The organism is Mesorhizobium sp. CA10 (genome assembly GCF_020165285.1).
Classification (GTDB): domain Bacteria; phylum Pseudomonadota; class Alphaproteobacteria; order Rhizobiales; family Rhizobiaceae; genus Mesorhizobium.
The window spans coordinates 283,264-296,566 of sequence record NZ_JAIUHV010000002.1 but is presented as its reverse complement, the minus strand read 5'-3'; the positions used below and the strand labels follow the sequence as shown (position 1 = coordinate 296,566).

11 protein-coding genes are annotated in these 13,303 nt (G+C 62.7%); 10 read left to right on the top strand and 1 reads right to left on the bottom strand.

Annotated elements, in window-relative coordinates; all coding sequences use genetic code 11:
• Positions 1–66: 66 nt before the first annotated feature.
• The 6 genes from LB535_RS04885 to LB535_RS04860 all read left to right on the top strand — a co-directional run bounded on the left by LB535_RS04885 (position 67) and on the right by LB535_RS04860 (position 7,646).
• The gene (locus tag LB535_RS04885) at positions 67–951 is read left to right on the top strand and encodes a glycoside hydrolase family 16 protein (protein WP_224631371.1); all 885 of its coding nucleotides are present in this window, start codon (positions 67–69) and stop codon (positions 949–951) included.
• A gap of 129 nt (positions 952–1,080) precedes the next feature.
• The gene (locus tag LB535_RS04880; RefSeq protein ID WP_140845616.1) at positions 1,081–2,412 is read left to right on the top strand and encodes a UDP-glucose dehydrogenase family protein; all 1,332 of its coding nucleotides are present in this window, start codon (positions 1,081–1,083) and stop codon (positions 2,410–2,412) included.
• An 88-nt stretch (positions 2,413–2,500) separates the two neighbouring features.
• Positions 2,501–3,721 (top strand): glycosyltransferase family 2 protein, encoded by a 1,221-nt coding sequence (locus LB535_RS04875; RefSeq protein WP_224631370.1) that lies wholly within the window; start codon positions 2,501–2,503, stop codon positions 3,719–3,721.
• Positions 3,722–3,770: 49 nt separating this feature from the next.
• Positions 3,771–4,850, top strand: a complete 1,080-nt coding sequence (locus tag LB535_RS04870) for a glycosyltransferase (RefSeq protein ID WP_224631369.1) — start codon at positions 3,771–3,773, stop codon at positions 4,848–4,850.
• Positions 4,851–5,064: 214 nt separating this feature from the next.
• Complete coding sequence (locus tag LB535_RS04865) at positions 5,065–6,183, top strand: glycosyltransferase (protein WP_318012265.1); 1,119 nt, start codon at positions 5,065–5,067, stop codon at positions 6,181–6,183.
• A gap of 38 nt (positions 6,184–6,221) precedes the next feature.
• The gene (locus LB535_RS04860) at positions 6,222–7,646 is read left to right on the top strand and encodes a lipopolysaccharide biosynthesis protein (RefSeq protein WP_224631367.1); all 1,425 of its coding nucleotides are present in this window, start codon (positions 6,222–6,224) and stop codon (positions 7,644–7,646) included.
• Here LB535_RS04860 and LB535_RS04855 read toward each other — a convergent pair.
• The gene (locus LB535_RS04855) at positions 7,548–8,918 is read right to left on the bottom strand and encodes a polysaccharide pyruvyl transferase family protein (protein ID WP_224631366.1); all 1,371 of its coding nucleotides are present in this window, start codon (positions 8,916–8,918) and stop codon (positions 7,548–7,550) included. The two genes, LB535_RS04860 and LB535_RS04855, sit on opposite strands and share 99 nt — an antisense overlap.
• Positions 8,919–9,195: 277 nt before the next feature.
• On the opposite strand from LB535_RS04855, the gene LB535_RS04850 reads away from it, so the two are divergent.
• From LB535_RS04850 to LB535_RS04835, 4 genes are read left to right on the top strand one after another with little or no spacing between them, the layout of a single operon-like run.
• On the top strand, positions 9,196–10,371 hold the full coding sequence (locus LB535_RS04850) for a glycosyl transferase family 1 (RefSeq protein ID WP_224631365.1): 1,176 nt from the start codon (positions 9,196–9,198) through the stop codon (positions 10,369–10,371).
• Positions 10,371–11,384: a glycosyltransferase family 2 protein gene (locus LB535_RS04845; RefSeq protein ID WP_224631364.1), complete on the top strand. Its 1,014-nt coding sequence runs from the start codon at positions 10,371–10,373 to the stop codon at positions 11,382–11,384. Before LB535_RS04850 ends, LB535_RS04845 begins: the two co-directional genes overlap by 1 nt.
• Positions 11,381–12,322, top strand: a complete 942-nt coding sequence (locus LB535_RS04840) for a glycosyltransferase (protein ID WP_224631363.1) — start codon at positions 11,381–11,383, stop codon at positions 12,320–12,322. The genes LB535_RS04845 and LB535_RS04840 overlap by 4 nt, the downstream gene beginning before the upstream one ends.
• Positions 12,312–13,298: a glycosyltransferase family 2 protein gene (locus tag LB535_RS04835; protein WP_224631362.1), complete on the top strand. Its 987-nt coding sequence runs from the start codon at positions 12,312–12,314 to the stop codon at positions 13,296–13,298. The genes LB535_RS04840 and LB535_RS04835 overlap by 11 nt, the downstream gene beginning before the upstream one ends.
• Positions 13,299–13,303 lie beyond the last annotated feature (5 nt).

Sequence of the window (13,303 nt, the reverse complement as noted above, 5' to 3'; positions counted from 1 at the left end):
AAGCGGCTCGCTCATGCGAACCGAGGATGACTTTGGGTTGGGCGGACAACACAAGGTGAGTTTGTTATGAACGCAAATCCGGACAACACCTCCACCGAGGCGGCTTGCGAGGTATCGCAGGCGCCAGGGAGCGGATTAACCAGCCTGAGGCTTGGCGTGGTCGGCGCCCTGTTTGCGGTCGCTGCGGCCCTTACGGCGAGCCCGCATCCCGCGCATGCGCAAGCGGCGCAGCAAGAGCTGCAAAGCGCGCCGTCCTTCGTTGACGATTTCTCGAATTTCAACCAGTCCCGCTGGTTCGTCTCGGACGGCTGGACCAATGGCGCACATCAGAACTGCACGTGGTCGAAGGATCTCGTGCGGCTGTCCGACGGCGTGCTTTCGCTGGGCTTCGAAAAGCGCAAGCTGAAGGACCGCGAGTTCGCCTGCGCCGAGATCCAGACCAAGCAGCGCTACGGCTATGGGGTCTATGAGGCACGGATGAAGACCGGCACCGGCTCCGGCCTCAACGCCGCCTTCTTCTCCTATATCGGCCCGCAGGACAAACAGCCTTGGGACGAGATCGACTTCGAGGTCCTCACCAAGGATCCGTCGAAGGTGCAGGTCAACAGCTACATTCAGGGCAAGCCGAAGAACGGCAAGCTTGTCGACGTCGAAGGCGGCGCCGACAAGGGCTTCAACGATTATGGCTTCGTTTGGGAGAAGGACCGGCTGCGCTGGTACGTCAACGGCAAGCTCGTCCATGAGGTGACCAACCCCGACGAGTTGCCGAAGCATTCGCAGAAAATCTTCTTCAGCCTTTGGGGCAGCGACAAGCTGACCAACTGGATGGGCGCCTTTGTCGATCCCGGCAGCAAGGTGACCATGGAGGTCAAGCGCGTCGCTTTCACCGCTTTGGGCCAGCCATGCCAATTCCCGGAATCGCTGGCATGCAGCATTAGCAATTCCAACTAGGCATGATCCCCCAAAGTGGAACCGATTTTGGGATAGGATCATGCCGAACCAACTGGGCCGTTGGCCTGGGGGACATCTGAACCGGCCGGACCGCTTTTGCGGCCCGGCCTTTGACAGGAATAGAACCAAATGAATTTGACGGTGTTTGGGATTGGCTATGTCGGTCTCGTCCAGGCCGCTGTGCTGGCCGAGGTCGGCCATGAGGTGGTGTGCGTCGATATCGACGAGAAGAAGGTGGAGCGGCTGAACCAGGGTTTGGTCCCGATTTTCGAACCGGGCCTGGAGGCCCTCGTCAGAGAAAACCACGCGGCCGGCCGCATCCGCTTCACCACCGACGCGGCGGCGGCGGTCAGGCATGGCCAGATCCAGATGATCGCGGTCGGCACGCCGCCCGGCGAGGATGGCTCGGCCGACCTGAAATATGTGCTGGCCGTCGCCGAGACCATCGGCCGTGAGATGGACAGCGCCAAGATCGTCGTCGGCAAGTCGACCGTGCCGGTCGGCACTTGCGAGAAGGTGAAGGCCAGGATCGCCGAAACGCTGAAGAAGCGCGGCCGCGAGGATCTCGCCTTCGACGTCGCCTCGAACCCCGAATTCCTCAAGGAAGGCTCGGCGGTCGCCGATTGCATGAAGCCGGACCGCATCATCGTCGGCACCTCCAGCGAGGACACCGAGATGGTGATGCGCGAGCTCTACGCGCCGTTCAACCGCAACCACGAGAAGATGATCGTGATGGACGTGCGCAGCGCCGAATTCACCAAATATGCCGCCAATTGCATGCTGGCGACCAAGATCAGCTTCATGAACGAGATGGCCAATCTCGCCGAGCAGCTGGGCGCCGACATCGAGGAGGTGCGCAAGGGCATCGGCTCGGATCCGCGCATCGGCTACCACTTCATCTATCCCGGCCTCGGCTATGGCGGCTCGTGCTTTCCCAAGGATGTGCGCGCGCTGATCAAGACCGCCGAGGGCGTCAAGTTCGACGCCAAGCTGCTGCGCGCCGTCGAGGAGCGCAACAATGCGCAGAAGTCGGTCCTGTTCGACAAGGTCAACCACTATTTCAAGGGCGCGCTCAGGGGCAAGACCTTTGCCGTCTGGGGGCTGGCCTTCAAGCCCAACACCGACGACATGCGCGAGGCGCCGGCGCGCACGCTGATGGAAGCGCTGTGGGCGGCCGGCGCCAAGGTGCAGGCCTACGATCCCGAGGCGATGCAGGAGTGCCAGGCGATCTACGGCCTGCGCGAGGATCTGCTTTTGTGCGGCACCAAGGAAGCGGCGCTGCGCGGCGCCGACGCGCTTTTGATCTGCACCGAATGGAAGAGCTTCCGCGCGCCGTCCTTCGATGCGCTCAAGGATGCTCTGACGACGCCGGTCATCTTCGATGGCCGCAATCTCTACGATCCCAAGGTGATCGCGCGCTACGGCATCGAATATTTCTCGATCGGCAGGATGGCGGCATGAGGGCTGATTGCCTCAAGGACAATGGCCGTCGCCTTGGCTGTGGACTCATGCCGGCGAACGGAGCATCGGCAACAGTATGAGGTCATCAATGGCTGCGCAGCGCAAACCGACGGTCACCGTCATCGTCCCCACCTTCAACCGGCAAAAATTCCTGCCCGAATCCATCGGCAGCCTGCTGCGGCAGACCGTGGTGCCGGATCAGATCCTGATCGTGGACGACGGCTCGACGGATGATACCGGCGCGGTGGCGGCCTCTTTCCCGGCGCCGGTGGAATACCACCGCAAGGAGAATGGCGGGAAATCGACGGCGCTGAATTTTGCCCTGAAGCGCTGCACAGGAGATTTCGTCTGGATATTCGATGACGACGACGTCGCGCACCCGACGGCGCTTGAGCGGTTTCTCGCCGCCTTCGAGCGGGAGCCGGCCGCCGATTTCGCATTCGGCGAATATGCGCGTTTCCAGCGTTCGGCCCAGATCGATGAGCAGGATTACGAGGTCGTCGCCTTCGGCCATGTCAGCCAGGACAATTTCTTCCCGTCGCATCTTGAATATTGCCACGTCCACCAGCCGGGTCTCCTGGTGCGCCGCAAATGCTACGACGAGGTGGGTGGCTTCAACGAGACCCTGGTCCGGTCGCAGGACTACGAGATGATGTTGAGGCTTGCACGCCGGTTCAAGGGCATCAGGGTTGATGGCTTGATGTTCTTCCAGCGCCAGCACGACATGGTCCGCGGCAGCACCAAGGTGGTCATTTCCTACACCGACCGGATCAAGGCCTGGGGCGCGTACGACCGGGCGATCATGGAAGAGGTCTACAAGTCGGTCGATCTGCATGAGTATCTGGATCGCTCGGAGCAGGCCCTGCCGAGGACGGCCGATCTCGAGATGCAGGCGCTGCTGCAGCGGTCGAGCATCATGGCCAGGAAGGGTCTGTGGCATCACGCGGCCGAGGACATCCGCCGCTACGCCCTGCTTGCCGAAGGAGCCGGAAAGACGTCGCTCAGCGACAAGGAACGCGCCATCGTGCGGCGTACGTTCGAAGCCTACGATACAGGTTTGGCATCCGCCCCGGCCGACGAATTCGTCTCGGCGGTGAAGGCATGGAGGTCGGGACCGCTGAAGGCCGACCTCGTCAGGGAATACATGCATTCCTTCCCGCATTATCTGGCGCGGGACCTGAAGGCGGGAAAGGTGATCCCGGCTTCAAAATTGTTGCGGGAGTATTCGGCGCTGTCGCTTTCCGCTTCGCTCGGCCGGCTGTGTCGGGCGATGACGTCGAAGCTTCCCTTGGCGCGCGGCGCAAGCTGATGAGCCGTGGCTTGCGGATACTCGCCCGGGCCGAATTAGGAGCAGAACGATGAAAGTGCTTTTTGCAAGCGGCAACGGGTACATTCCCGAGTTCACCGGCGGCGTGCAATCCAACACGCATCACCTGGTCGAACAGCTGATCGAGCACGGCCATCAGGCGTCGGTCCTCGCCTCGCTGTTCGGCGACGGCATGTTCGGCCTCAAGGCGCGTGCCAAGATGAAGCTGCTGCGGCAGCCCGCGGTTGTCGACAATTTCCCCGGCTACCCGGTGATGCGCGCCTGGTTCCCCTGGGAGGCGGCCGGCTTCGCCGTCGAGAAGGCCACACCGGATGTCGCGGTCGTGCAGTGCCACAAATCCGTCCTGCTCGGAAAGGCGCTTCTTGCCGAAGGCGTGCCGCTGGTCGTCTATCTGCATAATGTCGAATTTCACGAACTCGCCGGCGATCCGCGCGAACTCAATTCGGCTTTGTACATCGCCAATTCGGAATTCACGGCGCGCACCTACAAGGAAAAATTCGGCATCGAGTCCACCGTGCTTCCGCCGACCATCAACGACGCGCTCTACTGCACGCATACGACCGGCGAATTCGTCACCATGATCAATCCCTATGAGGAGAAGGGGTTCGATCTGGCGGTGAGGATTGCGGCCGCCTGCCCGGAGATTCCCTTCCTCTTCGTGGAGAGCTGGAAACTGGAGGACGAGCATCGTGCCCGCATCGAAAAGACCATCGCGCCGCTCTCGAACGTCACGCTGGAAAACCGCACCGACGACATGAAGACGGTCTATGGCCGCACCAGGATCCTGCTTGCTCCGAGCAAATGGGAGGAAGCCTGGGGCCGCGTGGCGTCCGAGGCGCATTGCAGCGGCATCCCTGTCGTGGGCTCGAGGCGCGGCGGCCTGCCCGAAGCCATTGGTCCCGGCGGCGTGGTGCTCGACTACGACGCCCCGCTTATCGACTGGGCGTCGGCGGTGACGCGCCTTTGGAATGATCGCCAGGAATACGAACGGCTTTCGGCCTCGGCTCTGGCCTTCTCCAAGCGCCCGGAGCTCGATCCCGCGCGGCAATTGGTGGTGTTTCTCGATCTGCTCGAAAGAGCGGCTCGGCAGGGCGTCCGCCACGCTGCGTAGCTTACAAGCAAGGAGAGGGAACCGTTTGCTGCGCTGCACCAAAAATGTTGCGATGCGGCAAAACCTGCAATAGGTTGGGGCGACAGGAGTCAAAGTTCATGCCGCATGCGTCAGGCCCTGCCGGCGATGTTTCCAGCCTGATCTGGGCGAGAACATCCTGCCGATGAGGATTTGCTTCGTAGTCGACAAATTTCCCACTCTGTCCGAGACATTCGTGCTCGATCAGATTGCCGGATGCCTTGAAAGGGGAATGAAAGTCAGCGTCGTCTGCAACGAGATGGCTTTTGGCAAGGATAGCAATGTGGACGATGCACGTTGGCAGACATTGCCCGGCCCTGTCGTTTCCTGGTGGGGTGGCCTGAATCGCTACCGCTCACTGCTCCGGAAATGGTCCGGCAGATTTTGGGACAAGCTTTCGACCTTTATCGACCTGGCCAACGCACAAAAGCTGCGAAACGTCGATGTGATCGTGGCGCATTTTGGCCATAACGGCCTGCGCGTCGCCCGCGTCATGAAGCGGCACAGGATTTCCGCGCCTTTAGTGACCATATTCCATGGCACCGATGTCGGCAGGCCGTTGCATGACGGCACTCTGGACCAGTACAGGCCCGTTTTCGAACAAGGGGCTCTCCAGCTCCCTGTGAACGCATTCTTCCGTCAGGCCCTGATCGATGCCGGTGCCGCGCCGGCACAAGTCGCGGTTCACCACATGGGCATTCGCCCAAGCGAGATCGAATATCGCTGGCGCTCCTGGCAGGGGCGTACGCTGTCTTTCATCTCGGTCTGCCGGCTGACCGAGAAAAAGGGGACCGAATATGCGCTTCGCGCCCTCGCTTGCCTGCCGCACCGCGATTGGACCTATTCCGTGATCGGCGGCGGGGAATTGCTGGAGGAATTGAAGCTTACCGCCGTCGACCTCGGTATTGCCGACAGGGTGACCTTCCTCGGACCGCGTCCGCACGGCGAGGTGAAGCAGCGCCTGCGCGACGCCCATGTCTTCCTGCTGCCAAGCGTCGCCGGGCGAGACGGCGATCTGGAAGGAATACCGGTTGCGCTCATGGAGGCGATGGCCGGCGGCCTGATCGCTGTCAGCACCTACCATTCGGGAATTCCGGAGCTGATCGAGGATCGCAAGACTGGCTTCCTCGTGCCCGAAAGGGACGTCGCCGCGCTTGCCGGCAAACTCACCTGGATCGCCGAGAACCCGGGCCTGTGCGAGCCGATAGCGCTTGCCGCTCGAAGGAAGGTCGAGGCGGATTTCAATGCCGATAGCTTGAATGAACGCTTTGCGCAGATCGTTGCGCGGCTAGGGGAGACCGGATCCGTCACATGAATGCCAATCCGCCGCCCCCGCAATTTGGTCGCGTTGCCTTGCGCGGCGGGCTGGTCACGGCCGGCGCGCAAGGCTTCAAGATAGCGATCCAGTTCCTTTCGGTCGTCATCCTTGCCCGGCTGCTCGTCCCCGAGGATTTCGGTCTGGTGGCTTCCGTGGGACCGATCGTGGCCTTCGTCGGCCTGCTTCAGGATCTGGGCCTCCAGCAGGCGGTCATCCAGCGCAAGGAGATCAATCAACGGCAACTCAACCAAGTCTTCTGGCTGAGCGCGGTTGTCGGCCTGTGCGCCGGGGCGGTCGTGGCTTGCCTGGCCCCCGCCATTGCCGCTTTCTACGGCGATCAGCGAATGTGGGGGATAACACTTGCTTCCGCCGTGCCGCTGCTTTTTGGCAGTCTTGCCGCGGTGCCGCTTGCCCTGATGAACCGCTATCTGCAATTCGGCCAGCTTGCGTTCAACGACGCAATCACCGCGGCCGTAGGGCTGCTCGCTACCGCAACCGCGGCGTATTTAGGGCTTGGCTATTGGTCTCTGGTTTTGGGTCCAGCTGTGTCAGCTGTCGTAGCGCTGGTTGCCGGCTGGCTGGTGACGCGCTGGACGCCGTCTTGGCCGAATCTGAAGGTCGACGCCGACATATTCAGGTTCGGGGCGAATCTCACCGGCTTCAATCTCGTCAATTTTCTGTCTCGCAACCTCGACAACATTCTCATCGGAAAATATTCCGGCGCGGTCGAGCTGGGCTATTATGATCGCGCGTACAAGCTTCTGCTCTTTCCGCTGCAGAACATCAACCAGCCGCTGGCGCGTATCATGGTGCCGCTGCTCAGCCGCATCCATGAGGACAAGCAGCGATTTCGAAACATCTACGTCCGGACAAACTGGCTGCTGGCCGTCATCACCATGCCCGGCATTGCGACTTTGACACTGACTTCGGAGCAGGTGGTCAGGCTTCTCTTCGGCGAGCGTTGGATGGCCGTGGCGCCGATTTTCGCCTGGCTGGGCATCGCCGGCCTGATGCAGTCCGTATCGAGCACCACGGGGTGGATATTCATCTGCCAGGGCAAGACGAAGACGATGTTTCATTGGGGCATCTATTCGTCTTTGACGACCGTCGCCTCCTTCATCGTCGGCCTGCATTGGGGTGCCATCGGCGTCGCGGCGGCCTATGCCATCAGCGGTTACGTGCTGCGTATCCCGGTGCTTGCCGCCCTCATCCATCGTGTCGGCCCGGTGACCGCCGGCGATTTTCTGGGCATACAGGGGCTCTTCATCGTCTCGTCCCTGCTCGCCTGGCTCTCGTATCTGTCGCTGCCGGCGCTGCTGACCAATCAGTCGGACCTGCTCACGATCCTGGTGGCGGTCGTCCTAAACTACGGGTTCGCCTTGGCCCTCATGCTTGCTGTTCCGCAGTCGCGCAAGGCGTTGTTCGCCACTCTTGCCAACGTCGCCAGCAACATTGGGTGAGCGGTTGCCTATCAAGGAGGACAGCGGCCTGGTTGCCGACATTGCCGACGCATGCTCTTCCAGCACGGCCTCGAGGCTCGCCCGGCGATAGTGGTCAAGACTGGCGATGAATCTGCCGAGTTTTTCGGCTGCTTCCGACGGCGTTACGGTATCAATGTCGAGCAGAAGGTCGTCGACACCGATGCGCTTGGCGACTTCCTTGGTTTTGAATTCATAGGCGATCGGCAGCACCGGTGTGCCGACGCAAAGCGACATGATCATCATATGCATGCGCGTGGCGACGACGAAGTCGCAATCCTTCACCAGCGCCATCAGTTGGTCGGGCGTGTGAAATGCGGCGTCGATATTGACGTGTTCGGCGATTTCCGGGTCGAGCTCGGCCACGATCGCCCGCGCAGTCCTGGCGTCGTCATGGGCATATTCCGGCACACCCTGGCAGGTTGAGATGAAGGTCACCTGCTTGGCGTGGTCCCTGACAAGAATTGTGGCGATCTCCCGGATCGAATCGAGATAGCGGCGCATGCCATCTTCACCGTCGCTGACGAAGCTCCAGTGGCGGACGGAAATAGCGACTCGGCCCGTCGGCGCCGGTGCGCTGCCGAGATGTTTCTTGATCCTGTCGGTATCAGCCAGGGCAAAGACGGCATCGGCGACCACATGGCATTTGCCGGGGTCTTTCACCAGATCCAGTAGGTGATTTCTGGATCGCTCATCACGCAGCAGGATGAGCGGAGCCCGATCGAAGATCGGGCCTAGCTCCTGGCGATTGTAACTTTTCTTGAACGGGCCGAGCGATTGCGTGAAGAAGATCGGGTCCTTGCCCAAGATCGCATCGATGCGGAATTGATTGAGCCGCTTTTCAAGATCGTAGTTCTCGACGAGATAGGTTCCGCCTGTCGTGACCACCAGGTCGGCGCTCGCATAGGCCTCAAGGCCGTGGCGGTCGCTTCTGCTGAAGAACACGCTGCTGGCGCCGTTTTGGGCAAAGCGGCGCAAGGCGCGCAAGACTCCCCGATTGTAGATCGACTTGAGCCGGCCCTTTATCCCGCCGCCATGCTGATCCCTGAACAGGGATTCCGACAGCAGCTTGTGGAATTCGAGATCCGGGTAATCTTTCTTCGGGTAAAGCCTGGCCGCGACGTCGGGCTGACTGTCGAAAACCAGGAACTGCACATCGCCGCCGACGATCGATCTGAGAATATGGCGGATAGCCAAAAGGATCGCGGCATCGCCAGTGTTCAGACACACTGTGTTTTCGATCACGACTTTCATGGGAACCTCGTTTCGCGTCCGTGGCGGGCCACGTCGGTTAAAACGGCATGTTTGCCGGAGTGTTTACACGCGATCCGCGTCGCGATCTGGCGGGCTGCTCCGCGCTGATAGCCAACGCGAAATCCGGATCGACGCCAAGCAGGCTGAGAGTAGCTTATGATTTTTGCAGTGCAACAAAAAATGTGCGGGCGCTTGCTACGCCGCACCAAAATTGTTGCGATGCAGCAAAAGCTGTACTAGCATCCCCGATGGGTGGGCCCAACAGCGGTCGAGTTACATGCTGCATGTCTTGTACCTTGTGCATGACGTATCCGACCCGGCGGTGCGCCGGAGAATACAGATGCTCAAGGCAGGCGGCGCCAGGGTTACCCTGGCGGGCTTCCGCCGCACCACCAGCCCGGTCGCCGAGATCGAAGGCATCGAGCCTGTCGACCTTGGCGCGACGCGCGACGGCCGATTCGCGCAGCGCATCGGCGCTGTCGCCAAGGCAGCCATGTCGATCGGCGCGAAGCTGGGCGCCGTGCCCAAGCCTGATCTCATCATCGCGCGCAACCTCGAAATGCTGGCGCTGGCCCGCCGCGCCAACGGCGCGCTCGGGGCGAGCGTGCCGATCGTCTATGAATGCCTCGATATCCATCGCCTGGTGCTGCGCGACGACTTCGTCGGCAGGACGCTGCGTGGCGCCGAACGCCATCTCGCGCGCGACGTGAAGCTTCTGGTGACGAGCTCGCCGGCCTTCATCGCCAATTACTTCGAGCCTTTCGGGCAGATCGTCGCACCTGTCGAGCTGATAGAGAACAAATATTTCGAGGCAGCATCCGTTGTCGCCGCGCATTCTGTCGAGGACGACAGCCCGTTGCCACCGCCCTGGCGTATCGGCTGGTTCGGCGCGCTGCGCTGCCGCCGCTCGCTGGAGCTGCTGGCCGATTTCACCCGCCGGCAGGCGGGCCGTTTCGAAGTCGTGCTCAGGGGCCGTCCGGCGCTGTCCGAATTTCCGGACTTTCACGGTTTCGTCGAGGCCGAGCCGTGGCTTTCCTTCCGCGGCCCCTACCGCAATCCGGAGGACATGGCAGCCATCTACGGTGAGGTTCATTTCTCCTGGGCGATCGATTTCTTTGAAGCCGGTCAGAATTCGGAATGGCTGCTTCCCAACCGTCTCTACGAGGGCTGCCGCTTCGGCGCCGTGCCGATCTCGATGGCGAGCACCGAAACCGGCCGCTTCCTGAAGCGGCAGGATATCGGCGTGCTTCTGTCCGAAGCGACGCCCGAGGGCATCGAGGCGGTGCTCGGGCGGATGGATCAGGATCGATATCGCGGCCTGAAGTCGCGGGTGCTGGCGCGCAATCCGCGGACCTGGAGCTACGACCGCAGCGACTGCGCGGCTTTCGTCGAAAAGCTGAGCGGCCTCGCCGCTATGCCTTCAAATTTTGCGACGACAGAGGCCGCGGCGTGATGGCAGGGGACGTGCAGCAACCACTGACGCAGGCTATCCCATCGATCCTGATCGTCATTCCCTGCCTCAACGAGGCGGCCCATATCGGCGGCCTGCTCGACCAATTGCGGCCCGCGGCGGCCCGGCTCGGCGGCCGCATCGTCGTCGCCGACGGCGGCAGCACCGACGGCACGCAAGCCATCGTCGAAAACGTCGCGGCGAAGGATCCCCGGGTCATCCTGCTCGCCAATCCGAAGCGCCTCCAGAGCGCCGCCATCAATCTCGCGGTGACGGCCCTTGGCGAAGGCGCGGACTACCTCATCCGCATCGACGCGCATGGCGGCTATCCGGACGACTACTGCGACCGGCTGGTCGGGGAGGCATTTGCCACCGGCGCCGATTCGGTCGTCGTTTCGATGCTGACCGCCGGCACCGGGGCCGTGCAGAAGGCGGTCGCGGCGGCGCAGAATTCCAAGCTCGGCACCGGCGGCTCGAAGCACCGGCACATGTCCGAAGGCGAATGGGTCGACCACGGCCACCACGCGCTGATGCGCGTCGCCGCCTTCAGGCATGTCGGCGGCTACGACGAGAGCTTCAGCCACAATGAGGACGCCGAGCTCGACTACCGCCTGCGTCAGGCCGGCTACCGCATCTGGATGAGCGGCAGGACGCAGATGGTCTATTATCCGCGCTCGACGCTGAAGAGCCTCTATTTCCAGTATCTCGGCTATGGCCGCGGTCGCGCCAGGAACGTGCTGAAGCACCGCATGGTGCCGAAGGTTCGGCAGATGATCCCGCTGCTGGTTGCGCCCGTGGTGCTGCTCGCCCTGTTCTCCTTCGTCCACTGGCTGGCGGCGGTGCCGTTCCTCTTATGGGCGGCGGTGTGCCTCGGCTACGGCGCGGTCACCGCGACACGCCAACGCAACGCCAGCATAGCGCTGGCTGGGGTTTCGGCGATGGTCATGCATTTCGGCTGGTCGGCCGGTTTCTGGCAGCAGCTTTTGGCGTCTCGATTGCAGCGCAAGGTGGCATGATGACCGGGCGCTCGATCGACATCTGCATCTGCACTTTCCGTCGGCCGGAGCTGGCCGACACGTTGCGCTCCGTCGCCGCGCTGGAGAAGCCGGCGGGAGCCGAGATTGGCATCGTCGTTGCCGACAATGACGATGAGCCCGGCGCGCAGAAGCTGGTGAAAGCATTGGCCGAGGAATTGAAGCTGCCGGTCCGCTATCGTCACGCGCCGGCGCGCAACATCTCGATTGCCCGCAACGCCTGTCTCGACGCCAGCGTGTCGGACTTCGTTGCCTTCATCGATGACGACGAGACGGCGTCGCCCCGCTGGCTGGTCGAATTGATGGCGGCGGCCGATGCCACGGGCGCTGCGGCGGTGCTCGGTCCGGTGCGGGCGCATTACCGCCCCGACGCGCCGGACTGGATGCAGAAGGGCGACTTCCATTCCACCTTGCCGGTCTGGGTGCGCGGCGAGATCCGTACCGGCTACACCTGCAACGTCTTGCTCAAAATGGCCGACGCGAGCCTTTGCGGCCGGCGCTTCAGCCTGGCGCGCGGCCAGACCGGTGGCGAGGACACCGAGTTCTTCGATGCCATGGTCAAGGCCGGCGGCCGCATCGCCTTTGCTCCGCAAGCCTTCGTCGACGAGGTCGTGCCGCGTGCCAGGGCCGCGTTCGACTGGCTGCGCCGCCGCCGCTTCCGCTTCGGCCAGACGCATGGCCACCTGATAGGACACGGCGCCGGCGGGTTGCGTCGCGCCGGTCAGGTCGGGCTCGCTTCGGCCAAGGCTGCTTACTGCTTCGGCATGGCTATTTTGACCGCCATCAGCCCGGTGCAGCGGAACCGCAGCGTGCTGCGCGGCATTATGCACGTTGGTGTCGTCAGCGGTTTGGTCGGCGTCCGTGAAATCCGCCAATACGGCCTCACGTCGCCAGAACAAGGGAACAAGCGTGCAGCCTGACGTCAGCTTCGTCATCGCCGCCTACAACGCCGAGGCGACTCTCGACCGCGCCATCGCCGGCGCGATCGCGCAACTCGGCGTGACCGTCGAGGTCATCGTCGTCGACGACCAGTCGCGCGACGGCACGCTGGATGTGGCGCGTGCTTATCCGCAAGATGTGGTCAAGGTGGTGGCGCTGCCCGCCAATCGCGGTCCGGGCGGCGCCCGCAATGCCGGCCTCGACCTGGCGCGCGGCCGCTGGGTGGCGGTGCTCGATTCCGACGACGCGGTCCTTCCCGGCCGCCTGGCCACGATGATCTCCCGCGCCGAAGCGGCGGGCGCCCAGATTGCGGTCGACAATGTGCAGATCGTGCGCGAGGACGGCACGCCCGATGACACCATGTTCCCGGCCGGCTATCTCGAAGGCTTGCGCGAAATCTCGCTGGCCGACTACATCGCCGGCAATCTGGTCTTCGAATCGCGCTTCAATTTCGGCTATCTCAAGCCGATCTTCCAGCGCCGGTTCCTCGACGACAACAAGCTGCGCTACGACGAGAAGCTGCGCATTGGTGAGGACTACATTCTGCTCGCAAGCGCGCTGGCCAGCGGCGGCCGTTGCGTGGTCGAGCCGACCGTCGGTTATGCCTACCACATCCGCACCGGCTCGATCTCGCGCGTGCTCGAACTGCATCACGTCGAGGCGATGACGCGCGCCGATGCCAGGTTCGCGGCGGCATATCCCATGGACAGCGACGCAAAGGCGGCTTTCGCCAAGCGTGGCCGCAGCCTGCGCAAGGCGGCGTCGTTCCTGTCCCTGGTTCGGCACATCAAGGCACGTGCCCCGCTCAAGGCGATCGGCGCGGCGCTCAGGGATCCGGCGGCGATCGGGCATATGTCGATGCCGATCGCCGTCCGGCTCAGAAGGCTTGCGGCGCAAGTTCGCCGTGGGGGTGGGGAGATGAAGCATGCGGGCGATTTGATAGCCGGCGACAGGTAGAAATC